Source organism: Blastococcus jejuensis, assembly GCF_039534705.1.
Lineage (GTDB): Bacteria > Actinomycetota > Actinomycetes > Mycobacteriales > Geodermatophilaceae > Blastococcus_B > Blastococcus_B jejuensis.
In genome coordinates this window covers 692,184-716,187 of the sequence record NZ_BAAAVV010000002.1, presented here as the reverse complement: position 1 = coordinate 716,187, position 24,004 = coordinate 692,184, and the positions used below count along the sequence as shown (strand labels likewise).

Genomic DNA, 24,004 nt, shown 5'->3' with positions numbered 1-24,004 from the left:
TGAAGACCTTCGCCCGCGGCTGGCAGTTCGTCATGGAGCCCGACGGCACCCTGCACGTCACCACCCCGTCCGGGATCACCCGCACGACCTGGCCACCGGGCCTGCGCCGACCCCCACCCGAACCACCACCGGACCACCCCGACGACGACCCACCGCCCTTCTAGAGGCTCTGGGTCGCTAGGGCTGGCAACGGACGGCGACGATCGCCACGTCGTCGTCGGAGCGGTGCCGCACGATCTGCTCGAGCAGCCCGTCGCACAGGGCGTCGAGGGCGCAGTCGCGCAACCGCTCGACGAGCGCGGCCAGGCGGGCCAGCCCCTCGTCGATCCCGGTGCGACCGTGCTCGACGAGCCCGTCGGTGTAGAAGACGACGGTGTCGCCCGGATGCAGGGTCGCGAGGTGGTCGGTCCGGGTGCGGCCTGGTTCGGTGCCCAGCAGCATCTCGGGCCGGGTGTCGAGCAGCTCGGTGCCGCCGGCGGCCCGCTGCACGATCGGCGGCAGATGCCCGGCCGAGGACCAGCGCAGCGTGCGCAGCCCGAGCCGCTCCTGCTCGGGGGTCTGCTCGAGGCGGGCGATGAGTGCCGTCGCCAGGGTGCCGATGGCCAGGCCGGAGACCACCTCGTCGACCCGGGCCAGGATGCGGGCCGGCTCCTCCTGGCGGTCGTAGGCGATGCCGCGGACGACGCTGCGGATCTGGCCCATCGCCGCGGCGGCGTCGACGTTGTGGCCGACGACGTCGCCGATGACCAGCAGCGTGGCGCCGTCCGGCTGCTGGAACGCGTCGTACCAGTCACCGCCGACGTGCATGTTGCTCGCCGCCGGCAGGTAGCGGACGGCGATCTCCAGCCGGTCCGGCTGCGGCGGCGGCGTCAGCAGGCTGCGCTGCAGCGTCTCGGCCACTTTCAGCTGGCGGCCGTAGAGCCGGGTGTTGTCGATCGCCAGCGAGGCACGGCGGGCCACCTCGACGGCGGTCGCGATCTCCATCTCGGTGTTCGGGGCTCGCCCGGAGGTGTTGACCATCCCGAGGGCACCGAAGGTCTCGTTGCGCGCCCGCAGCGGCACGATCGTGAACGACGCCGCATCGAGCCGGCGCCAGATCTCCCGGACCTCGTCGCTGCCGAGGGCGGGCTCGACCAGTGCCGGGTCGATCGAGTCGACGTGCACCGGCTCCCCGGTGAGCAGCGCCTGGGCCATCGGATTGTCCTCGGCGGCCGGCGCCTGCGTGCGCTTCTCGAGGTAAGCGGCCAGGTCGGCGAGGCGCTCGGGGTCGCGATGCGCGAAGCCGGCGTCGTACCCCTGGCCGTCGTCCCCCACGACCGACACCGTCGCCCAGTCGCACAGCCGGGGGACGACGAGTTCGACGAGCTGGTTGACCGACTCGCCGGTGTCGAGCGTGCTGATCATCGCCTCGCTGACCTCGGCGAGGTATCGCAGCCGCTCGGTGTCGCCGTCGGCGGCGTCCGGGCCCGCGGCGTCCGCGTCCACCACCGTCAGCTCGTCGGTCCGGTGGGCGGTCGACTCCTGGAGCGTCACGTGCAGACGGTCCTCCACACGGGCGGCCGTCGCGATCAGCCAGCACCCGGCCGGCGGGTAGAACCCGCGCCAGGTCACCGACCGCTCGAGGCTGCGGGCGTGCAGCAGGAAGCTGTGCAGGATCGTGCCGCCGAGCTCCGGGAGCGCGACCCAGATGTTGCGGTCGACCAGCTCCGCGCGGCTCCGGCCGAGGATGCCGGCGGCTGCCTCGTTGACGTAGGCGATCGACCAGTCGGCGTCGAAGACCGCCACCCCGGCCGGGAGCGCGTCGAGCGCCTCGGCGAGCAGGGTCGCGTCGACCGGCGCAGAAGTGACTGCATCACTCACGGCGTCTCCCGGGGTCGACGGCACCGCCCACCCGGTACCGCAGGCACAGTACGCCAGCGTCCCGCCGGCCGCCGCGACCCGCCGTCAAGGGCTCCTTGACGCGTCCCGGGGGTCAACCTAGCGTTGACGGCATGACCGCGCCCTCCCCTTCCGTCCGGCTCGACGACCTCATCACCGCCGTCACGAGCGCCCACACCGATGTGCTCGACAGGCTCGGCGGCGCCGTCGCCCTCGCGGACCACCTCGGCGACGTGGCCGACCACCTCATCGGCCATTTCGTCGACCAGGCCCGCCGGTCCGGCGCGTCGTGGTCGGAGATCGGCCGCAGCATGGGCGTGACCAAGCAGGCCGCCCAGCAGCGCTTCGTCCCGAAGAGCTCACCGGATCCCAGCGAGGGCTTCAGCCGATTCGACGAGCGGGCACGGCAGGTGGTCGTCGGTGCGCAGGAGCAGGCCCGGTCCGCCGGCAACGACAGCATCGGCCTCGCCCACCTGCTGCTCGCGCTGGTCGCCGACGCCGAGAGCCCGGCTGCCCGCGCCGTCACCGGCCAGGGCCTCGACCTCGAGACCGTCCGGCGTACCGCCTCGGCCACCCTCCCGCCGCGCGCCGCCGCGGTGCCCGACCTGATCCCCTTCGACGCCGCCGCACGGAAGGCCCTGGAGCTGACGTTCCGGGTGGCGATGCGCCTGGACGACGACGCGATCCGGGACGGCCACGTGCTGCTGGCCCTGCTGGAGGTCGAGGACGGCACTGGCGTCCTGGCCGGCCTGGGCCTGGACCGCGCACGCGCGGAGCGGGACCTGGCGATCGGCTGAGCGCCCGGGTGGGCAGACTGGGGGGATGACGGGGACGGGGACGCACTCGCGGGTCCAGACGCTCGGCGGTCCGGCGCTGTTCGTCCTGCTCTGGAGCACCGGCTTCGTCGGCGCCAAGTACGGGCTGCCCTACGCGCCCCCGTTCACGTTCCTCGGGCTCCGCCTGGTCGTCGCCGCGGCGCTGCTGGCCGCCCTCGCCCTCGCCCTCCGCTCGGCCGGGATGACCTCGCGGGCCCAGTACGGCCGGGCGTCGATCGCGGGCCTGCTCCTGCACGCCGGCTACCTCGGCGGCGTCTTCTACGGCATCTCCCTGGGCGTGCCCGCCGGGGTCTCGGCCGTGGTCGTGAGCCTCCAGCCGGTGCTCACCGCCGTCCTGGCCGCGCGGGTGCTCGGCGAGCGCCCGTCGCGGCGCCAGTGGCTCGGGCTGGCCCTCGGGGTGGCCGGAGTCGCGCTCGTGGTCGGGCCCGGCCTCGCCGACGTCGGCTCGGCGGAGGCGCTCCCGGTCGCCGGGCTCGTGGCCTGCCTCGTGGCGCTGGCCTCGGGGACCCTCGGCACCGTCTACCAGAAGCGGCACGGCGACGGGATCCCGCTGGTCTGGGGGACGGCGGTGCAGTACGCGGCCGCCGCCGCGCTCCTGCTCGCCGTGGCCGTGACGACGGAGGACATGTCGATCCGCTGGACCGGTGAGTTCATCGCCGCGTTCACCTGGCTCGTCCTGCTGCTGTCGATCGGCGCCGTCCTGCTGCTGCTCCTGCTGCTGCGCCGGGGCACCGCCGCCGGGGTGTCGAGCCTGTACTACCTGGTGCCGCCGGCGACGGCGATCGAGGCCTGGTTCCTGTTCGGCGAGCGGGTGAGCGCGCTGTCCGTCGTCGGCATCGGGGTGACCGCGCTGGGTGTCGCGCTCGTCGTCGTGCCATCCCGCCGGTCCTAGCCGAGCCGACCCGCCAGATCCTCCCGGAGCGCCTTCTTGTCGATCTTGCCGACCTTGGTGGTGAGCAGCTCGTCGACGACCTCCAGCCGCTCGGGCCACTTGTACCGGGCCACGTCCGCCGCAGCCATCGCCGTCCGGACGTCGTCCAGCGTCAGCGACGCCCCGGGTCGCAGGACGACGTACAGCGCGACCCGCTCCCCCAGTTCGGCGTCGGGCATGGCGACCGCCGCCACCTGGGCCACCTCCGGCAGCCGGTAGACGAGGTTCTCGACCTCCTCGGCGCTGATCTTCTCGCCGCCACGGTTGATCATGTCCTTGTCACGGCCCTCGACGACGAGGTTGCCGTCGGGCCGCCGCCGCACGACGTCGCCGCTGCGGTACCAGCCGTCGGGCGTGAACGCGCGGGCGTTCTGCTCCGCGGCCCGGTAGTAGCCGCGCGGGGTGTAGGGGCCGCGGGTCAGCAGCGCGCCGGGCTCGCCGTCGGGGAGGTCGCGGTCGGACTCGTCGACGATCCGGACCTCGTCGCCCGGGCTCATCGGCCGGCCCTGGGTGGAGCAGATCACCTCGTCGGGGTCGTCGAGCCGCGTGTAGTTGAGCAGCCCCTCGGCCATGCCGAACACCTGCTGCAGGGTCGCCCCCAGCACCGGACGCACCCGCCGCGCCACCTCGTCGGCGAGCCGGGCGCCCCCCACCTGCAGCAACCGCAGCGACGCCAGCTGGTCGGCACCGTGCTCGTCGGCGTGCGCGAGCCAGCGCTGGGCGACCGCCGGCACCGCGGCGGTGACGGTCACGCCCTCGGCGGCGACGACGGCGAACGCCCGTTCCGGCTCGGGCGAGCCCAGCATCACCACGCGCCCGCCGGTCAGCAGCGTGCCGAGGATGCCGGGGCAGGCCAGCGGGAAGTTGTGCGAGGCCGGCAGGGCGGTGAGGTAGACGGTGTCCTCGTCCAGGCCGCAGAGCTCGGCGCTGGCCCGGGCGTTGTAGGCGTAGTCGTCGTGCGTGCGGGCGATCAGCTTCGGCAGCCCCGTCGTGCCGCCGGAGAGCAGGAACACCGCGACCTCCCGGCTGCCCGGCTGGTCGCCGTCCCACCGGGGGCGGACGTCGTCGTCCGGCTCGGCGCAGAGCGCGGTCAGGTCGACCGAGCCGGGCCGCACCTCGTCGGCGACGACGAGCACATGCCGGAGGCCCAGTTCGAGGGCCAGTTCCCGGGCCATGGCCTGGTGGTCGAACCCGCGCAGCTCCCCGGGGACGGCGATGGCCGCGGCCTCGCTGTGCTCGGCCAGGTAGGCCAGCTCGTGCCGGCGGTGGGCGGGCAGCGCCATCACCGGGACGACGCCGGCGCGCAGGCACGCCAGCGTGAGGACGACGAACTGCCAGCAGTTGGGCAGCTGGACCACGATCCGGTCGCCGCGCACGAGACCGAGGTCGGCCAGCCGGCTCGCCGCGGCATCGGCCCGCCCGACGAGGGACCGGTAGGTGAGCCGGAGGTCCCCGTCCACGACTGCCACTGCGTCGGGGCGGCGGTCGGCCGCGTCCCACAGCTCGGCGCCGAGCGAGCGGCCCTGCCACCAGCCGCGCTCGGCGTACTCGCGGGCGACGTCGCCCGGCCAGGGGACGGTGCCCTCGGCGATCGGGGTCGGTCGGGGGGCCTCACTCATCCTGCGCCTCCAGCTCGTCGTGCGGACTGCGTCTCGTGAGGACCCCGCCTCGTGAGGACCGCGTCGAGGGCGACCAGCCCGTCGGCCGTGACCCGCAGCGGGTTGATCTCGACGGCGTCGATCTCGGGGTGGGCCAGCAGCAGGCCGCCGAGGGCGACCAGCATGGCGCCCAGCGCGGCCCGGTCGGCGACGGGACCGCCCCGGAAGCCGTCGAGCAGCGCACGTCCCGCCAGCTCGTCGGCCAGCGCGCCGGCCTCGGCCGGCCCGACGGTCGCCGGGGCGACGGCGACGTCGGCCAGCGCCTCGGCCACCACGCCGCCCAGACCCAGCAGGACGGTCGGCCCGAACACCGGGTCCCGGGAGGCCCCGGCGAGCAGGTCGACCCCGGGCGGTGCCATCGACTCCAGCAGGAAGCGGCCGGCCCCGATCGCCTCGAGCGCGTCCAGGGCGGCGTCGAGCTCGGCGGCGTCGCGCACCCCCAGGTGCACGCCCCCGACGTCGGACTTGTGCGTGATCCGCGCGTCCAGCAGCTTGACGGCCAGCGGTCCGGGCAGCTCGGCCAGCGCCCGGTGCGCGGCCGCCCGGTCGTCGCACGCGCGCCGCGGCGGGGTGGCGATGCCGAGCCGGTCGAGCAGCGTCTTGGCGGCGTCCTCGTCGAGCTCGCCGGGCGGCAGGTCGACGCCGGCCGGCGGCGGGCCTTCCCCGGTCGATGCCCGGGCCTGCGCGCGGGCGTCGTCGACCAGCGCGCCCACCGCCGTCGTGAGGGCGGACGGGCTCGTCAGCGACGGGACCCCCAGCTCGCGCAGCGCCCGCCGCTGCGGCCCCACCTGCTCCGGCGGCCCCCCGAGGCCCACCACCAGCGGGCCGTTGGCTCTGCCGACGGCGGCCGGCAGGTCGAGCGCGTCGGGTTCGGCCAGCGCGTACGCGCTCACCAGGTCGATGCCCGGATCGGCGGCGACGGCGGCGAGCACGGCACCGAAGCCGGGCCCCGGCCGACCGGTGTCGACCGGGTTGGCCTGGAAGGTCAGCGGCGGGAGGAGCTCGCCGAGCCGGTCGCGCGTGGCGGTCGAGAACGGCGGGACGCGGACACCTCTCCCCCGCAGCCCGTCGACGTGCAGGAGCCCGGGACCGGCCTGGGCGGTGACCACCCCGACGGCGGCGTCGCGGACGGGTGGCAGCCGCAGGACCGACAGCGCGGTCACCGCGTCCACCAGGGCGCGCTCGTCGTCGACGAGGACGGCACCCGCGGAGCGCAGCGCGGCGCGGGTGGTGCGCCAGGACGTGGCCAGGGCGCCGGTGTGCGACCGGGCGAACTCCGCGACGTCGTTGCGCCCGACCACGAGCGCGACCACCGGGATCCGCGCGCTCACCGCCCGGACGGCGGCGACCAGCGCCGGCCCGTCGGCCACCGCCTCGACGTGCAGCGCCACGACCCGGGTGCGCTCGTCGGTCGCGAGGTGGGCGAGGACGTCGGCCGCGTCGACGTCCACCGCGTTGCCGAGGCCGACGGCCAGCGAGACGCCGAGCCCGGCCTCGGCGAGCAGGAAGGCCAGCGCGTGGTTGACCCCGCCGCTGGCCGCCACCACGGCGACAGGACCCGCCGGCACCGCGGCGGCCCCGGGGACGAACGTGGCGGTGAGCCGACGGGCCGGGTCGAGGAAGCCCGACGTGTTGGGACCCAGCAGCGCGATCCCGCCCTCGGCCGCCGCCGCGACGAGGTCGCGCTGGTAGCCGATGCCGGGCCCGCCGGCCTCGGCGTAGCCGCCGGAGCAGACGAGAGCGGCACGGGCTCCGCCGGCGGCGGCGTCGGTGAGGGCGGCGGCGGAGACCGCGGCGGGCACGCAGAGCACGGCGAGGTCGATCGGCCCGGCCGCCGCCGCGGCCTCGGCGACTCCGGCGTACCGGGCCGCCGCCGGGTCGACGTCGCGCGGGTTGACGCCCACGACCGTGCCGGGGAACCCGGACAGGGACCGGGCCATCACCGCCCCGAGCTTCGCGGGATCGCGCGAGGCGCCGACGACGGCGATGCCCCGCGGCGCGAAGAGCGGGCCCAGCCGGGTCATGCGCCGACCAGGTCGGTGCGACCGGAGAGGACGGCGGTCAGTGCCGTGTCCTTCGAGCTGTCGGCCGCGTCCTCCTCCCCCACCAGCAGGGTCACCGCTCCGTGGGTCAGCCGCGCCTCCTCGCAGACCAGCCGCCGGGTCAGCGCGCTGCCCCCGCCGGCCGCGACCAGCTCGGCGCCCGCCGCGACGCCGTCGGCCACCGCAGCCAGGGCCGCGGGCAGGTCGGCCTCGGCCTCGGGCGCGGAGATCCACCGCCCCCACGGTCCGCCGTCGGCGGGGGGCTGCTCGAGCAGGGGCAGGGGCCCGCCGGGCAGCCGGACGGTCCTGTCCTCCACCCGGACGAGGCGACCCGTCAGCCGCTGACCGGCCACCTCGATCGGGCTGTCGAGCGGCTCCGCGCCATGCTGGGCCCGCCAGCGCTCGTGGACCGCGTCGACGAAGGTCTCGTCGCGGCGGCGGAGCTTGGCATCGGGCAGGCTGCGGGTGAAGAAGTGGTAGGCGAACTGCCAGGGCGGCAGGGCGTCGTGGGAACGCCCGAAGTGCTCCCACCAGGAGAGACTCGGCCGGGCGGCGTCCTGGATCTTGGCCACCTGCGGCTTGCGGACCGACTCGTACTCCGCCAGGGCCGCATCGACGTCGGCCCCGTGGGCGTCCAGCGCGGCCACCAGCGCCACGGCGTCCTCCATGGCCATCTTGGTGCCCGAGCCGACCGAGAAGTGCGCCGTGTGCGCGGCGTCGCCGAGCAGCGCGATCGCCGTCCCCCCGACGCGGTGCCGCCACCGGTGGGTGCGCCGGGTGCGGAAGTTGCCCCACCGCGAGTTGTTGACCAGCAGCGGGTGCCCGTCGATCTGCTCGGCGAACAGCGCCTCCAGGTAGGCCCGGCTCTTCTCGTCGCTGGGGCCGGGCGGGGCGGTGACGTCGAACTCGTCGAGGCCCGCCGCGCGCCACGCCTGCTCGTCGGTCTCGACGATGAACGTCGACACCCCGCTGCCGATCGGGTAGCCGTGCACGGCGAAGACCCCGTGCTCGCCGCGCTCGTGGACGAACGTCAGCCCGTCGAACGGGTAGGTGGTGCCCAGCCAGATGAACATGGCGGTCGCGGTCTCGACGCCGGAGTCGAACACGTCGGCGTACCGCTCCCGCAGCCGCGAGTTGGCGCCGTCGGCCGCGATCACCAGGTCGTACCCGGCCGCGACGAGAGCGTCGGGGTCGGCCTCGGTCGCGAACCGGACGTCGACACCGACCTCGATCGCGCGCTGCTGGAGCAGGTGGAGCAGGGTGCGGCGCTCCACCGCCGCCATGCCGTTGCCGCCGCAGCGCAGCCGCTCGCCCTTCAGGCGCACCTCGATGGGGTCCCAGTGGACGCCGTGCTCGGTCAGCGCCGTGCGCAGCACCGGGTCGGCGGCGTGGATGCCGGCGAGGGTGGCGTCGGAGAAGACGACCCCGAAGCCGAAGGTGTCCTCGGCGCGGTTGCGCTCGAAGACCGTGACCTCGCGGGTGGGGTCGGCGGCCCGCGCCAGGGCGGCGGCGAAGAGCCCTCCGGGGCCCCCACCCATGATGGCGATGCGCATCGCACTCCCCCAGCCGGAATCGTGTGTCATCTGATTGACGGGCGACCGCACTATGGCACAAAATCACCGTGGCGCACACCACACCGGAGGTCGGATGAAGCCACGGGCGATCGTCTTCGACCTCTTCGGCGACCACCTCCGCTACCACGGTGGCGAGGCACGTCTGCAGGCGCTCGGTGAGCTCCTCGAGGTCTTCGGCATCGGCGAGAGCACCACCCGCGTGGTGCTCGCGCGGATGCGGCGCGAGGGCTGGTTCGAGACCCGCCGCGAGGGCCGGGAGACGGTCTACGCCCTGACCGACCGGAGCTGGCAGCTCCTCGACGAGGGCCGCACCCGCATCTTCGACCGGCAGCACGAGCCCTGGGACGGCCAGTGGCGCATGGTCATCTACGGCGCGGCCGAGCGGGACCGCGCCGACCGGGACCGGCTGCGCCGCACCCTGGCCTGGCTCGGCTTCGGTCCCCTGGCCCCGGCGACCTGGGTCAGCCCGCATCCCCGGTTGGACGAGGTGACCCGCGCCGTCGCGTCGTCGCCGGCGACGAAGGTCGACCTGCTCACCTGCCGGTCGGCCGGGCGGACCGCGGACCGGGAGATGGCCGCCCGCTGCTGGGACCTCGCGGGGCTGGGCGCCGACTACGCCGCCTTCGTCGACCGGCTCGCCGCCCTGCCCTCCCCCGGCGAGCTCGCGGAGCTGCCCGGCGCGCGGGCGCTGCGCCTGCGGATCGAGCTGGTGTCGGCCTACCGCACCTTCCCCTTCCGCGACCCCGACCTCCCCGGCGAGCTGCTGCCCGAGGGCTGGCCCGGGCGGCGCGCCCACGAGCTGTTCGTCGCGGCCCACGACGCACTGTCCGGCCCCGCCGACCGCTACGTCACCGAGGTGCTCACCCGGCAGACTCCCTGACGCCGGACCCATCCCCCGAGGAGCAGGAGACAGCGATGAGCGAGGACTTCGTCCTGGTGCACGGCGCGTGGCACGGCGGGTGGGCGTGGCAGCCGGTGGCGTCGCGGTTGCGCGCGGCCGGGCACCGCGTGAGCGCCCCGACCAGCCCCGGGCTGGACGTCAACGACGATCCCCGCGGCGTCACCCTCGCCGACTGCGTCGACGCCCTCGTCGACCACGTCGAGCGCTCCGACCGCACGGGCGTGACGCTGGTCGGCCACAGCTGGGGCGGGTACGTGGTCGCCGGTGCCGCGCCGCGGCTGGCCTCCCGCGTCCAGCGGATCGTGTTCTGGAGCGCCTTCGTCCCCGAGGCCGGCCGGTCGCTCTACGACGAGGTGCCGCCGGAGTACCAGGGGCTGTTCGACTCCCTGGCGCAGACCTCGGGCGACAACACGGTCACCCTGCCGCTGGAGGTGTTCCAGCAGGGGTTCATGGGCGACGCCGCCCCCGAGACCGCCGCCGTCGTCCACTCGGTGCTGCGCCCGCAGCCCTACCGCACGTTCACCGACGAGCCGGTCGACGGCGTCGCCTACCGCGACCTCGGCATCCCGCTGGAGTACGTCCTCTCCAGCGAGGACGTCGCCCTTCCCCCGGGCGAGTTCGCCTGGGCGCCGCGCTTCCCCGAGCGCTGCGGCGCGACGCCGAGCAGCGTGCCGGGCAGCCACGAGTCGATGTTCACCCGCCCGGCCGAGCTGGCCGACGGCCTGCTCCGGGCCTGCGGTCAGGCCGGGTCGAGCCCCGCGTAGACCGCCATCGCGTTGCCCCCGAGCACCAGGGGGACGACGTCGTCGGGCAGGCCGAGGGACGCGACCGCGCGCGCGTTCGCAGCCTGCCCGGGGACGCCGGGCCAGTCGGTGCCGAAGATCCACCGGCGGGCCAGCCGGCCCAGGTCGAAGCGGCTGTAGTACTCGGGCAGCCGCTTGGGCGGCAGGCCCGACAGCTCGATCCAGACGTTGGGGCGGGAGAGCGCGAGGAACGCCGCCGCGTCGTACCACCAGCCGCGGCCGCCGTGGGCGAGCACGACCTGCAGGTCGGGGAAGTCGCGGAGCACCGCGTCGAGGTGCATCGGGTCGGCGAAGGCGTTGGTGGAGCCGGGGAAGCTGCTCGTCCCCGAGTGGACGACGAGCGGCACGCCCCGCTCGACCAGCACGGTGTAGGCCGGGTAGAGCGCGGCGTCGTCGGCCCGGAACCCGCCGTGCACGGGGTGGATCTTCAGCGCGGCGGCGCCGTGGTCGAGCTGGCGGGTGAGCTCGCGGGCGATCGGGAAGTGCAGGTGCGGGTTGACGTTGGCGACCGGGCGGAACCGCCGGGGGTTGTGCTCGACGATCGGCAGCAGGTCGTCGAACGCCTGGTAGCCGGTGGCCTTCGGGCTGTACTCGCAGAACAGCAGCGCGACGTCGACGCCCTCGTCGGCGAACAGCTCGTCCAGCGCTGCCGGTTCCGGCGTCCCGTCGCTGCGCCAGATCCGGTCGAGGATGCCCGGGGCACCGAAGTCGCGGGCCCAGTCGACCCAGGCGGGCGCCAGCGACCCCAGGACCGGTACGTGCACGTGGGCGTCGACCAGCAGGTGACCGTCGAGCATGTCCGTGATCCTCCTCGCCCGCCGCGGACGGCGATGTCCGGGTACGCCGGCCGCTGCTCTACGGCGGCGGCTCTGCGTGGCCCTCGATGTGTAGCACATCGGCCGGGAGCCTGTTCCGCCGCGCGAGATGCCGCGAGGATGCCGCCATGGCCCGCCTGCTGTTCACCTGTCGACCGCTGGCGGGGCACTACGAGCCACTGCTCCCGCTGGCCCGGGCCGCCCGGGACGCCGGTCACGCGGTCGCGTTCGCCACGGGCGAGCCGCTCACGACCCGGGCTCGGGAGGACGGGTTCGACGCCCTGCCGGCCGGGCCGGGCCGGGACTTCCGGGCCGAGTGGGGGCCACGGTTCCCCGGCTGGGACCGCCTCGTCGGGGACGAGCAGCGGCGCTTCTTCCTCACCGAGATCTTCGCCGACCTCGAACTCGTGCCGAGAGCCCATGACCTCGACGGTGTCCTTGATCGTTGGGGTCCCGACCTGGTCGTCCACGAGATGGCCGAGCTCGCCGCGCCGCTGGTGTGCACCGCACGCGGGCTCCCCTACGTCGATGTCAGTTATGGCCCGCTGATCCCGGCCGAGCTGCTGCGGGCGGCCGGCCGGGGGGCTGCGCGGCACTGGCGGGCACGCGGACTCGAGCCGCATCCTGTCGCCGGCCTCCTGCGGCACCTCTACGTCGACGTCTGCCCGCCCAGCCTGCAGAACGAAGAGATCGCGTCGGTCCCGATGGTCGCGCCCATGCGCCCCGTCGTCGCTGCCCCGACGACCGCGGCCGTGCCGGACTGGCTGGCCGCGCTGCCCGACCGGCCGCTGGTCTACGTCACCCTGGGCACGGTCTACAACCGTGACCTGAGCGTGTTCGCGGCGGTCCTGGACGGCCTGCGCGACGAGCCGGTGTCCGTGGTGGTGACGATCGGACAGGACAACGACCCGGCTGCGTTGGGACCCCAACCGGCCCACGTCGCGGTGCACCGGTACGTGCCACAGGCCGCGCTCCTGCAGCACTGTTCCGCGGCGGTTGTCCACGGTGGCGCCGGCACCGTGCTCGGCGCCCTGGCGGCGGGTGTGCCGCTGGTGTGCCTGCCACAGGGAGCCGACCAGTACGGCAACGCCGACCGGGTGGTCGCGGCCGGCGCCGGCCTGACCCTCCTGCGCGACGAGCTCACCCCCCAGGCGGTCCGTGCTGCGGTGTCCACCGTGCTGGAGGATCCCGGCTACCGGCTGGCCGCCCGACGCGTCGCCGGCGAGATCGCCGCGATGCCGGCACCCGTCGAGGCCCTCGCCGCGATCACGCGCCTGATCGCCTGAACCGGTCTCAGGTCCGGGTCACGACCTGCGGCGGCACCGGTTCGGCGGAGAGCAGGGCGACGAGGTCGGCGCGGCGCTCCCGGACGGCGCGCTGGTTCACGTAGCCCTTGTCGGTGATCTCGCCGGCGTCGAGCGCCGCGGGCTCGCGCAGGACGAGCAGCCGCTCCACCCGCTGGGAGGACCCGCCTCCCGTCGCGGCCAGCCGCTCCATCGTCTGGACCAGGTCGGCGCGCAGCCCGTCGTCCGGCACCCCGTCGGCGTCGCAGCGCCCCGCGTGGTCGGGGTGCAGCCACACCATCGCCGTGACCTCGGCGCCGCTCTCCCCGCAGATGACCGCGTCGGTCAGCAGGCCGTGCGAGGCCGACAGCAGCGCAGGGCGCAGCGTGCCGACGCTGACGAACGTGCCGGTCGACAGCTTGAAGTCCTCGGCGATCCGGCCGCGGAACAACAGTCCCGCAGCGATGTCGTCAGGGTCGGCGAGGGTCACGGCGTCCCCCGTGCGGAAGAAGCCCTCCTCGTCGAACGCGGCGGCGGTGAGGTCCGGTCGGCCGTGGTAGCCGGGGGTGACGTTGGCGCCCCGCACCCGCACCTCGGTCTTGTCACCGATGGGCACGAGGGCGAGTTCGACGCCGGGCAACGGGACACCGAGGGAGTCGCTGCGGGTGATCGGGAAGTGCGCCGAGGTCGCGGCGGGCGCGGTCTCGGTCAGCCCCCACGACGTCGTCATCTGCATCGACCCGCCGTGCTCGGCCGACAGCTTCTGCAGCCGGTCCCACAGTTGTTGCGGCAGCGCGGCCGCGGCGAAGAAGCCCAGCCGGAGCCGGGCCAGCAAGGCCTGCGCCGCCGCCGGGTCGCGCTCCAGGTGGGGAAGCAGCGCCGCGTAGCCGGCCGGGACGTTGAGGTAGATCGTCGGCCGGGCGTCGGCGAGGTTGCGCACCGTCCGCTCGACCAGCCCGGGCACGGGGCGGCCGTCGTCCATCCAGAGCGTGCCGCCGTTGACCAGCACCATGTTCGTGTCGTGGTTCCCGCCGAACGTGTGGCTCCACGGCAGCCAGTCGAGCAGCACGGGCGGCTCGTCGGCGAGGAACGGCCAGACCTGGCGCATCTGCTGCTGATTGGCCGACAGCATCCCGTGGGTGTTGATGACGCCCTTGGGGTGGCCGGTCGACCCGGACGTGAACAGGATCTTGGCGACGTCGTCGCGTCGCAGCGCCGCGCACCGGCGGTCGACCTCGTCCGTCGGCGTGGCCGCCAGCTGGTCGGGGGCGAGCGCACCCGGCAACGCGGGGCTCAGCACCGTCCGCCCCTCGGCGACGGCCGCGACCGCACCGGAGAACGATGCGTCCTCGGCGACGACCAGGCCCGGGTCGACGACGTCGGCCATCGCGCGGAGCTTGGCGTGGTCGGCGCTCTGCAGCGAGTACGCGACGCTGGTCGGCACGTAGGGCGCACCGGCGGTCAGCGCGGCCAGCATCACCACGAAGTGCAGCCGGCTGTTGCCCGACAGCACCATGACCGGCCGGTCGGCCAGCCCGCGGTCGATCAGCCCCTGGGCCAGCGCGTCGGCCCGCACCCGGGCCTCGCCCCAGGTCAGCCGCGCCCACTCCCCCTCGACCCGCTCGGCGAGCAGCAGCCGGTCGGGGTGGGACTCGCTGCCGGCCCGGAAGGAGTGGACGACGCTGACGGGATGGTCGGCGAGCGGCTCGGCCGACCGGAGGATCAGCGTTCCGTCGGGCCGCTGCTCGGCCTCGATCCGCGGCGGGGCGAACGTCTCGACCATCAGTCGGTGACCTCCAGGACGACCGCCGCCCCGGTGTCGCCCGCGGCGCAGCCGGTGAACAGCCCGATCCCACCGCCGCGCAGTCGCAACGTCTCGATGAGCTCGGCGATCGACCGGAGCCCGGTCGGGCCCTGCGGGTGGCCGAACACCAGGCTGCAGCCGTAGGCGTTCATGTCCTCGGCCTTGATCCCGGTCTCCCGGGCGAACCACAGGTCGTTGACGGCGAACGGGTTGTGGGTGGTGACGGCCTGGACGTCGGCGATCGATCGGCCGGCGGACTCGAGGGCCGAGAGCGCCGCCGGCACCGGCGCCTGCGGCATCCGGCTCGTGGCCACCCGCGAGAAGCCGGTCCCGAGGATGCGCACGACGCCCTCGCCGGAGAGCTCCCGGGCCTGCGCCTGCGTCGTCACCACCGCGCCGGCGCAGCCGTCGGCCGGGTGGGTCTGGGACGCGAAGGTGTGCAGCGCGTCGGGAGCGGCCGGCGGCAGCCCGCCGATGCCGTCGCGGGTCTTGGGCCGGATCCCCTCGTCGGCGTCGAGCGTCAGGCTGCCCTTGCGCTGCGGGATCTCCACCGGCACCTGGTAGCGAAGCTGGAATGCACGGTCGTCTGCGAGCGATACGGCGTACTGCTCCCAGCGCAGTGCGGTCAGGTCGTCGAGCTCCTCGCGGGTGGCGCCCATCTCCGCCGCCACCGCCTCGGCGGCGGCGAGCATGCCGGCGCCGGCCCACGGGTCGCGGGCGAAGCTGTCGAGCACCCAGTGCGACGTCACCGGCGCACCGCCCATGGCGCTGGGGGCCGGCCAGGACAACGTGGGTCCGTTCGAGATCCGGTCGGTCGCGACGACGAGTTGCGTCCCGGCCCCCGCCGACACGGCACCCGCCGCCGCGTGCAGCGCCGCGACGCTGGTCGCGCACGCCTGGCTGACCATCGGCCCGCTGATCCCGGTCGCGCCCAGGCGCGCGGCCAGCGTCGGGGCCCCGTAGAAGATCTGCCTCTGCGGCACCGTCCAGCCCAGCACGATCCCGTCGAGGCCGCCCGGGTCCACTCCCCGATCTGCCAGCGCCCGCGAGGTGACCGCGACGGCGAGGTCGATGCTGTCGACCTCCGCCAGCGACCCCTGCCATTTCGCGAACGGCGAGGACCACGCGTGCCCGAGCGGGATGGCGACGTCGGCGTACAACATGTGAGAACTCCTTCGAGACGGATCCTTCACCCTCGGACGGCGTCGACCCAGTCCTCCAGCTCCGAGACGTCGGTCTCCCGGGCCAGGTGGACGTCGGTGAGGACGAGCCCCACGGCGGAGGTGGGCTCGGTCAGTGGTCGGCGCTCGACGACGGGCAGGCCGTGCGCCTCGTGGTCGCCGAGGGCGAGCGCCTGGTGGAACCGGGCGACGTTGGCCAGCGTCGACAGCGACCCCGACGGCCCGCCCAAGACGACGATGGCGTCCGCGCCGGCGGCGAGGAACTCCTTCGCGGCGGCGAGCACGCCGTCGGCCCCGCCGGTGACGTCGGCCGGCCCGGGGAGGCACGCGACGAGCGCGACGCGGTCGCCCATCGAGGCCCGCAGCCTGCGCGTCGCCTCCACCGCGGCCGCCCCCTGCTCGGAGCCGAGCAGGTCCGCGCCGCCCTCGAGCAGAACGTCGGGCAGGCAGACGGCGAGCCCGTCCGGCGCCACCGCGTCGGCGAGGTCCCGCAGCCCGTTGGCCAGCTGGGTGGGGTCGCAGGTGAAGTCCGCCCAGTCCCGCTCCTGGATGCGGGCGGCCAGCCGGTGCGCCAGGGGGACGGCGATGCCGCGGCCGTCCCCCTGGCGCTGGGCCAGCGCCCTGACCCGGGTTCTGCTCACGGCCGCATGAGGGGCGTCACCACGGCACCGTCCGGCCAGGACCCGAAGTAGCCGAGGATCGACTCGTCGGGCTTGCGCTGCGACCACTCGGCGACGAACTCGTCGTAGGGCACGCCGCGGGACAACCGGGCCTCGATCAACCTCCGCCGGGCGGTCGCCGTCGCCTCCTCGTCGACCTGGTCGGTCAGCGGATCGACGACGACGCCGTAGACGTCGCGGGCGATCTGGTGGCTGACCAGCGCCTTGACGACGTCACGCGCCACGCGCTCGGGCTCGCGCTCCAGCGGGTCCCCGTATCCCGTGCCGCCGGTGGACAGGCCGATCACGATCGTCTGGCCCTGGTTGACCGGGTGGATGGCGCTGCCGTAGGGCGAGGACCGGACCGTGCCGCCGAACTTGCCGGCGAGCAACGCCTCGAGGGTGAGCGTGCCGGACTCGGCGTGCGCCAGAGCCTCGGTCACGTCGATCCCGTCGAGCACGATGCCCGGGCAGGTCGGCTGGCTGTACCCGCCGAACAGCGGCTGCGGGGTCTGGATCGTGGAGTTGTCGGCGATCGCCATCATGAAGAGGAAGGGCGCGTGGTGGGTGACCCACAGCTGCGCCGTCCCCACTCCCCCGCGGTGCTTGCCGGGGCCGCCGGAGTCCTTCCAGTGCGAGCTGAACGGGATGAGCAGCGGGAACTCGTTCTCCATCGACTCGACGTCCGGCGCGCGCCCGAAGGCACACCACGGGAAGCCGTAGGCGTCCATGCCGTCCTGCGTGGCCCGGGCGCCCTGGCCCTCGGTGTTGATCGGGTAGGCGATCATGTCGGCGAACATCGCGCCCCACTGGCTGATGCCGGCCAGGACCGAGGCGTTGCCGCCGTTGCCCTGGCTGGCGGCCACCTGCTGCCACTCGTCCGAGCCGTACCGCGCCCGGCTGATGCAGTTGGCGATCGCGCTCATCGCGCCCGTCGCCGCCATGACCGAGCACGACGTCGCCGCCCGCACGTCCGGCGAGAGCATCGAGTTCGGCGGGAAGACGAAGTCGATCGGCTGGAACGTCGCCGAGCTGACCGGCAGGTCGTGGAAGACGTACTCGTAGATGTAGTTGGCCAGGTGCCCGATGACCGCCTGCGGGTGGGCGTTGTAGCTGCTCGGCGTCTCCGGGCTGGTGCCGGTGAAGTCGATGAGCAGGTGGTCGCCCTTCTTGGTCATCGTCATCGCGCAGTTGCGCAGCAGTCCGGGCTCCAGGCCGGCGGCGTCGGAGAACGTGACGCAGCGGTAGGTGCCGTCCGACCAGCTGGCGATCCGCTTCCGGGCGCCGGACTCGGCCTCGTCGAGCATCCGGCGGAACAGGCCGAGGACGAAGTCCTTGCCCTCCCGCTCGAACATCTCGAGCAGCCGCACCCGCACGCGGTCGGCGGTCGTCGCGCGGGCCCGCATGTCGACGGTCACGTTGGCCTCGGCCCGCAGCCCGAACGCGGCGAACATCTCGATGACGTCGTTGTTCAGCCGGAAGTCGGTCCCGACCCGCATCGGCGGGAGGTTCATGCCCTCCTCGAACCGCGCCTTCGCCGACAGCGGCATGCCGCCGGGCTCGATCGCGCCGGTCTCCGTGGTGTGCGAGAGCGCCGCGGTCCAGCCGACGAGCTCACCGCCGAAGAAGACGGGCATGATCGCGACCTGGTCGGGGTTGTGGATCCCGCCGTAGAGCGCGTCGTTCGTGTACCAGATGTCGCCGTCGTTGATCCCGGGGTTCTCGCCGTGGCGGGACAGGATGTACTTGATGACGATCGGGGGGATCACCGCGTGCAGGTAGGTGCCGGCCGACGCGTTCACCAGGTCGCCGGCCGCGTTGAACATGGCCACGATCGAGTCGCCGGCCACCCCCATGGACGAGCGCGAGGAGCGCATGAAGATCTCGTAGCCCTCGTCCAGGATGTCCGCCGTGCGCTGCACCCCGATCTCGTAACTGCCCGGCGCCAGGGCGTCGGCGCAGCGGCGCTCGTACTCACTCGCCGGGCTGACCTTCAACGCCGCCAGCTTCTCTTCGAGGCTCGGGTAACTCATGACTGGTCGTCCTTTCCGGCGTCCTCGAGGATGCCGAGACCGTGCTGGTCGATGCGGAGCTGCTGGCCGGGCGGGACGACGATGGTCGAGAACTCCATCTCGACGATCCCGGGACCGGTCACGGTGTTGCCGGGCTGCAGGGAGTCGAAGGCGAAGACCTCGGTCTCCGCGCGCTTCCCCAGCTCCGGCCAGTAGGCCTCGCGGCTGCCCGTCCGCGCGGCGGTCGGGTCGGCCGGCTGGAGGTCGTGCACCGGGAGAGCCATCTTCTCGGTGACGACGGTGGCCTTGAGCACGATGCCGTCGAGGTAGGCCCCGCCGGGCTTGTTCACCACATGGGGGCTGAAGGCCTCGGAGAACTCCTTCTCGAAGGCGTCGTACACCAGCCGGGCGTCGTCCTCGCTCTCGATCCGCAGCACCGGCGAGCTGACCCGCTTCACGTGCACGAGGCCGCCGTAGAGCATGTCGAGCTCGACGGAGAAGACGATCTCCTCCGCGCCGAGACCCTCGGACTCGAGGTCCGCCCGAGCCTTGGCCATCAGCTCATCGACGACGCCGTTGAACGCGTCCCGGTCGATGACGATCTGCTCGGTCATCGGCGCCATGAAGGGCATCCGCCGGCTCTGCTCGTACACGTGCATGATGTCCATGACCGAGCTGCCCAGCGCGGAGAACACCGGCGCCTGCGGGAAGATCACCGCCGTCGGCACGTCCGCCCGGTAGCCCGCCACGTGGGTGGGGCCACCGCCGCCGAAGGCGAAGAGGGCGAAGTCCTCCGGGTGGTATCCGCGCAGGTGCACCTCGCGCTTGATCGCCGAGGCCATGTTCTGCTCGACGATCCGCCGGATCAGCGCCGCCGCCTCGTCGACCGACACCCCGAGCGGTTCCGCGATCTTCGTCCGCACCGCCTCGACGGCCTTGTCACGGTCCAGCGGCATCTTCCCGCCGAAGTAGCCGTCCGGGGCGATGTAGCCGAGGACGACGTCGGCGTCGGTGACCGTCGGCTCGGTGCCGCCCAGGTCGTAGCAGACCGGGCCGGGGTAGGAGCCGGCGCTGCGCGGCCCGACCTCGAGCCGCCCGCCGAGCAGGTCGTTGATCCAGGCGATCGACCCCCCGCCGGCCCCCATCGTGGTGGTCTGCAGCATCGAGATGCCGACCATCCAGCGGTCGATGATCGGGCGGAACTCGTAGGAGCGCACCGAGGCGTCCACGACCATGCCGACGTCGAAGCTGGTGCCTCCGACGTCGGAGGCGATCACGTTGCGGTAGCCCAGCGCCTGCCCGATGTGGAAGCTGCCCATGAGCCCCGACACCGGTCCACCGTTGAACGTCCGGCTGGCCGTGGTCTTGAAGATCTCCCCCGACCCACCCGTGTTGTGGGTGAGCAGGAAGGTGCCCCGGTAGCCGTTGGCCCGCAGCTGGTCCCAGGTGCTCTCCAGTTCGAACTTGATGCTCGTCTGCAGGTAGGCGTCGAGCACCGCGGTCATCGTCCGCTCGTACTCCCCGACCTTGCCGACCACCTCGTGGGAGAGGACGACCGGCAGGTAGCCGACGTGGTAGCCCTTGTACTCCTCGCGGATGATCTTCCGGATCCGCCGCTCGTGGTCGGGGTTGACGAACGACCAGAGCAGCGAGACCGCGATCGCACGGGCGCCGTTGTCGACCAGGTGACGGAGCTTGGCGCGGACGTCGTCGTCGTCGAGGGCGCGGAGCACCCGGCCGGTGGAGTCCACCCGCTCGCCGACGCCGACGATCATGTCCCGCTCCACCAGCGGCGCCGGCTTGGCCTGCACCGACAAGTTCCGGCGCTCGCTGATACGGGTGCCGTCGGTCCACTGGGCGCCGCGGCCGATGAGGATGGCGTCCTCGTGGCCCTCGGTGGTGATCAGCCCCAGCCGCGGACCCTTGCGCTCGATCAGTCGGTTCATGGCGACGGTCGTGGAGTAGCGGACGATCTCCACCTCGGGCAGCACCTGGTCCAGCGGCCGCCCGAGCTGCTCGGCCCCGGCGGTGAGGACGTCGAGGAAGCCGACGGACAGGTCGTAGGGCGTGGTCGGCGCCTTGGCGACGTACCGGACGTCGTCCCAGGTCAAGACCAGGTCGGTGAACGTGCCGCCGACGTCGATGTCGATCGCCTTCATCGCAGGACCTCCAGCTTGCCCTCGTCGGTGATGCGGGCCTCGCCGGCGGCGATGCGCGCCTTCAGTGCGTCCACGTCCAGCTCGGTGTCGCGGGTGAGCGGGTGGCCCGGCGGCAGGTATTCGGTCTCCACCTGGCGGCCGCAGCCCGGGCAGTAGAACTCGACGATGCGGACCCACTCGCCGTTCGGGCTGAACGTGTACGGCCCGTCGATCACCGGCGGGTGGATCTCGGCGGGGTCGCGCTCGGCGACCAGCAGCCCGCGCTTGTAGTCCTCCCGGAGCGGGCCGAGGTCGCGCGAGCAGCTGTGGCAGTGCCAACGCTCGCTCTCGAGGTCGGCGTCGATGTACTCGGCCAGGTGAAGTCGAGCAGGGTGCAGGCGGGGCATCACGCCTCCTTCTTCAGGCCCGCGTTGCCGCGGGTGTCGGTGGACAGGGACCAGCCGTCGGTGACCAGCCAGGTGTAGGAGCCGCCGTCCGCGAGCAGCGGGCCGGAGAGCTCGGTGGCGGTCAGGTCGTCGGCGTCGTAGGTGGGTAGCTCGCCGGCGGTGCCGAACGACGACGCCCGGGCGCCGGTGGCCGTGCCCGTGCCGCGGCGGTCGAGCTCCGGCTCGTCGAGCCGGGGCAGCGGGTGGCGGGCGGTGAGCCGGACCAGCGTCGGTGCACCCTCGAGCGTGGCCAGCAGCCCGCCGGGGTGCTCGCCCTCGCCGCGCACCGAGTCGCCGCTCGAGCGGACCTCCCACTCCCAGGTCGCGTACCGGGCGTCGAAGCCCTCACCGCGCAGGTCGCGCAGGGCCTCCCCGGTCAGCCGATCGGCGACCGGGTGCAGCGCCGTCCCGGTGACGGCGGACTCGTACACGTGGACGACGTCGGATATCGCCGAGCCGTAGGCGGAGTAGACGCTGCCCAGCCGGAAGAGCCGGGCCGAACGGGCACCCAGCCGGTCGGCGACGGCGGTGACGAAGAGCGGGCCGTTGCCGCCGAAGCCGTAGACGGTCACCTCGGCCGGGTCCCACCCGGCCTCCTCGGCCGTCTCGCGCGCGAGCAGGGCGACCGCGTCCCAGGCGGCCTCCACGACGGCCCGCGCCGCCGAGTCGGCGTCCACGCCGAGCTTCGACCCCACGTGCTTGTCCAGCGCGGCCCGGGCGCGGTCGACGTCCAGGGTTCGGCGGCCGCCGAGGAAGGCGGTCGGCGAGAGGAAGCCGGCGACGACGAAGGCGTCGGTGATCGTGGCGTTGCGGCCGCCGAGCCCGTAGCAGGCGGGTCCGGGAGCGGCGCCCATGGAGTCCGGGCCGAGGGTCACGCGACCGTCGACCACCCGCGCCACCGAGCCGCCGCCCAACGCGATCGAGCGCAGCAGCGGCATGTCGAGCTGGAGCGGGATGTCGAACAGGTCGCCGGAGTCCTTGAGCAACACCCGGCCGTCCTCGACGGCGCTGGCCTTGGCGGTCGTGCCGCCGACGTCGACCGCGATGACCTTGCCGTCACCGGCCCCGTCGGCTGCCGCCGCGCAGGCGTGGGTGCCGAAGAGAGGCCCGCTCTCGATGGTGTCGAACGCCTTGGTCTTGCCGATGCGGGCGACCCCGCCGTTGATGTGGCCGATCAGCACGTTGCCCCGCCAGCCGTGCTGGTCGCGGACGATCTCCTCGGCCCGGTAGAGCGTCGTGGCCAGCGCCGGGTGCACGTAGGCGTTGACCAGCGAGGCGATCGTCCGGGTGCTGTCGTCGGGCCGGAGGACGACCTCGCTGCCGGCCAGCGCCGGGATGGATCCGAGGAAGTGATCGGGGTAGTCCGCCGAGATCATCTCGACGATCCGCTCCTCGGCGGTGTTGTCGGGGAAGGCGCCGGCGAGGCTCACGTTGATCCGCCGGATGCCCTTGTCGAGCAGCGACTTGATCGCGCGGCGAACGGTGGCCTCGTCGGCGTCCTCGGCGATGCCGGTGACGTCCTCGGCGCTCACGAGGGTGCCGAGCACGGTCGGGGCGGCCGCGGCGTCGTAGAGGTCGGCCTCGTGCCCGGCGGTGACGAGCAGGCCGAGCTTCGGGCCGACGCGCTGGGCCAGGACGTTCGAGGTGATCGTCGACGACCAGCGGATCACCTCGACCTCGGTCAGGAACGACCGGAGGTCGGTGAAACCGAGCTCGGCGCGCGCCGCCTCGAGCACGTCGACGAACGCGATCGTCACGTCGTGCGGCGTCGTCTCGACCTTGAGCGAGACGACCTGCGGTGGCCCGTCGGCTCCCGACCCGCTGACGAGACCGTCGGTCATCGTCCCGCCGGTGTCGATGTCGATGGTGAACACGGGTGGGCCTCCTTCGCGTCGTGTGGTGTGGGCCACATCAAGGCACGCCGGGCCATCGCCCGGGAGAGGCGTACGGGAGTCACTGCGCTGGACGGACAGGCCACTTCGCTGGCAGCACAGGACGGCTGCGCTCACCGCACAAGCGGTTGCACGCCGTGCACAGGGGAGGTCAGGACCGACGGAGGGCGCGGGCCCGGAACTCCGTGGGTGTGCAGCCCTCGGTCAGCCGGAACTGGCGGCTGAACGCCGACGCGTTGTGCCAGCCGTGGGCCGCGGCCACGCGGGCGATGGACAGCCCGGACATCCGCGGGTCGGCGAGGTCGCGGCGCACGCCGGCCAGCCGGAGGTCGCGGATGTGCTCCCCCACCGTGCGGCCGGTGGCCGCGAAGATCTGATGCAGCCGACGTACCGACACGTTGACGGCGTGGGCGACCCGCTCGGGCCCGAGGGACGGGTCGCGCAGGTGCGCCTCCATGAACTCCAGCGCGGCGTCGAGGAGCACCCGCTGCGGATCCCGGACCGCCCACTGCTGACCGAGCTCGGAGCGCACCAGCGTGCCGACCAGGTCGGCGGCGTTCTCGCAGAGCGCAGCGGCCGAGCCGTCAGCCTCAAGTTCGTCGGACCGTTCGGCGACGTCGCGCAGGAAGCGGGCGACCACTCCGGCCACCCCGGTGCCGCCGTGGATCGGCACCGCCGTCAAGGCGGAGATCTCGCGGTCGGAGCGGCGCAGCTTCTCCTTCGGCAGGAGGAACACCTGCCAGTGGAAGCGCGCGTCCATGATCAGGGAGAAGGGCCGCGAACTGTCGTAGAGCACGATGTCGCCGGCACCCATGACAGCCTCGCGACCGTCCTGGATGAGCAGCGAGCTGCCGGTGAGCTGCATGCCGACCTGCAGCGTGACCGGATCCCCGGCCCGGATCTCCCGGTCCCCTCGCACGTAGACGTGCTGGCCGCCGACCACCTGGCGGACCTGGAGGGCCCCGAGACCCGTCGAGCGCATGGCGGTGCCGGCCAGCTGCTCGGCTCCGCGCGGGTCGATCTGGACCGGCACGATCTGGTCGCACACGGTCTGGGTCCAGTAGTCGAGCCGTTCCGCGGCGGCGGCCTGGCGGGTGTCGAACGTCCTGCTCACCGGACGCACCTCCTGTCGGGGGCCGGTGGTGGGCGAT

Annotated in this window: 18 protein-coding genes; 5 read left to right on the top strand and 13 right to left on the bottom strand. The window is 73.7% G+C overall.

The features are described from left to right. Positions 1-177: 177 nt before the first annotated feature. Positions 178-1,860 (bottom strand): PP2C family protein-serine/threonine phosphatase, encoded by a 1,683-nt coding sequence (locus tag ABD644_RS07105; protein ID WP_344688016.1) that lies wholly within the window; start codon positions 1,858-1,860, stop codon positions 178-180. 131 nt (positions 1,861-1,991) lie between these two features. On the opposite strand from ABD644_RS07105, the gene ABD644_RS07100 reads away from it, so the two are divergent. Further along, entirely contained in the window at positions 1,992-2,675 is a 684-nt protein-coding gene (locus ABD644_RS07100; RefSeq protein ID WP_344688015.1) for a Clp protease N-terminal domain-containing protein, read from the top strand. 25 nt (positions 2,676-2,700) lie between these two features. Beyond that, positions 2,701-3,606 (top strand): DMT family transporter, encoded by a 906-nt coding sequence (locus ABD644_RS07095; RefSeq protein WP_344688014.1) that lies wholly within the window; start codon positions 2,701-2,703, stop codon positions 3,604-3,606. Here the strand turns inward: ABD644_RS07095 and ABD644_RS07090 are convergent. The 3 genes from ABD644_RS07090 to ABD644_RS07080 are packed head-to-tail and all read right to left on the bottom strand — an operon-like array spanning position 3,603 to position 8,898. After that, positions 3,603-5,264, bottom strand: coding sequence for a (2,3-dihydroxybenzoyl)adenylate synthase (locus ABD644_RS07090; protein WP_344688012.1), 1,662 nt, complete (start codon positions 5,262-5,264; stop codon positions 3,603-3,605). The two genes, ABD644_RS07095 and ABD644_RS07090, sit on opposite strands and share 4 nt — an antisense overlap. Continuing rightward, positions 5,261-7,327 carry an acetate--CoA ligase family protein gene (locus tag ABD644_RS07085; RefSeq protein ID WP_344688011.1) on the bottom strand — a complete coding sequence of 689 codons (2,067 nt, stop codon included), beginning with the start codon at positions 7,325-7,327 and terminating at the stop codon, positions 5,261-5,263. Before ABD644_RS07085 ends, ABD644_RS07090 begins: the two co-directional genes overlap by 4 nt. Then, complete coding sequence (locus ABD644_RS07080) at positions 7,324-8,898, bottom strand: FAD-dependent monooxygenase (RefSeq protein ID WP_344688010.1); 1,575 nt, start codon at positions 8,896-8,898, stop codon at positions 7,324-7,326. The genes ABD644_RS07085 and ABD644_RS07080 overlap by 4 nt, the downstream gene beginning before the upstream one ends. Positions 8,899-8,992: 94 nt before the next feature. On the opposite strand from ABD644_RS07080, the gene ABD644_RS07075 reads away from it, so the two are divergent. After that, the gene (locus ABD644_RS07075; protein WP_344688009.1) at positions 8,993-9,799 is read left to right on the top strand and encodes a PaaX family transcriptional regulator; all 807 of its coding nucleotides are present in this window, start codon (positions 8,993-8,995) and stop codon (positions 9,797-9,799) included. Positions 9,800-9,834: 35 nt separating this feature from the next. Beyond that, on the top strand, positions 9,835-10,584 hold the full coding sequence (locus ABD644_RS07070; protein WP_344688008.1) for an alpha/beta fold hydrolase: 750 nt from the start codon (positions 9,835-9,837) through the stop codon (positions 10,582-10,584). Here the strand turns inward: ABD644_RS07070 and ABD644_RS07065 are convergent. Continuing rightward, positions 10,560-11,420, bottom strand: a complete 861-nt coding sequence (locus ABD644_RS07065) for an amidohydrolase family protein (RefSeq protein WP_344688007.1) — start codon at positions 11,418-11,420, stop codon at positions 10,560-10,562. The genes ABD644_RS07070 and ABD644_RS07065 overlap by 25 nt on opposite strands. 146 nt (positions 11,421-11,566) lie before the next feature. On the opposite strand from ABD644_RS07065, the gene ABD644_RS07060 reads away from it, so the two are divergent. Further along, positions 11,567-12,724, top strand: coding sequence for a glycosyltransferase (locus ABD644_RS07060; protein ID WP_344688005.1), 1,158 nt, complete (start codon positions 11,567-11,569; stop codon positions 12,722-12,724). Positions 12,725-12,731: 7 nt separating this feature from the next. Here ABD644_RS07060 and ABD644_RS07055 read toward each other — a convergent pair whose 3' ends face one another. The 8 genes from ABD644_RS07055 to ABD644_RS07020 form a co-directional block, all read right to left on the bottom strand. Next, positions 12,732-14,504, bottom strand: coding sequence for a feruloyl-CoA synthase (locus ABD644_RS07055; RefSeq protein WP_344688004.1), 1,773 nt, complete (start codon positions 14,502-14,504; stop codon positions 12,732-12,734). Next, positions 14,504-15,688 (bottom strand): thiolase family protein, encoded by a 1,185-nt coding sequence (locus tag ABD644_RS07050; RefSeq protein ID WP_344688003.1) that lies wholly within the window; start codon positions 15,686-15,688, stop codon positions 14,504-14,506. The genes ABD644_RS07055 and ABD644_RS07050 overlap by 1 nt, the downstream gene beginning before the upstream one ends. Positions 15,689-15,714: 26 nt before the next feature. Next, positions 15,715-16,347 (bottom strand): uroporphyrinogen decarboxylase/cobalamine-independent methonine synthase family protein, encoded by a 633-nt coding sequence (locus ABD644_RS07045; protein WP_344688002.1) that lies wholly within the window; start codon positions 16,345-16,347, stop codon positions 15,715-15,717. After that, positions 16,344-18,398 carry a hydantoinase B/oxoprolinase family protein gene (locus ABD644_RS07040; RefSeq protein WP_344688001.1) on the bottom strand — a complete coding sequence of 685 codons (2,055 nt, stop codon included), beginning with the start codon at positions 18,396-18,398 and terminating at the stop codon, positions 16,344-16,346. The genes ABD644_RS07045 and ABD644_RS07040 overlap by 4 nt, the downstream gene beginning before the upstream one ends. Then, positions 18,395-20,536: a hydantoinase/oxoprolinase family protein gene (locus ABD644_RS07035; protein ID WP_344688000.1), complete on the bottom strand. Its 2,142-nt coding sequence runs from the start codon at positions 20,534-20,536 to the stop codon at positions 18,395-18,397. Before ABD644_RS07035 ends, ABD644_RS07040 begins: the two co-directional genes overlap by 4 nt. Then, the gene (locus tag ABD644_RS07030; protein ID WP_344687998.1) at positions 20,533-20,922 is read right to left on the bottom strand and encodes an acetone carboxylase subunit gamma; all 390 of its coding nucleotides are present in this window, start codon (positions 20,920-20,922) and stop codon (positions 20,533-20,535) included. Before ABD644_RS07030 ends, ABD644_RS07035 begins: the two co-directional genes overlap by 4 nt. Then, positions 20,922-22,835, bottom strand: coding sequence for a hydantoinase/oxoprolinase family protein (locus ABD644_RS07025; protein WP_344687997.1), 1,914 nt, complete (start codon positions 22,833-22,835; stop codon positions 20,922-20,924). The genes ABD644_RS07030 and ABD644_RS07025 overlap by 1 nt, the downstream gene beginning before the upstream one ends. Before the next feature lie 169 nt (positions 22,836-23,004). Continuing rightward, positions 23,005-23,967: an AraC-like ligand-binding domain-containing protein gene (locus ABD644_RS07020; protein WP_344687996.1), complete on the bottom strand. Its 963-nt coding sequence runs from the start codon at positions 23,965-23,967 to the stop codon at positions 23,005-23,007. Between the last annotated feature and the right edge of the window lie 37 nt (positions 23,968-24,004).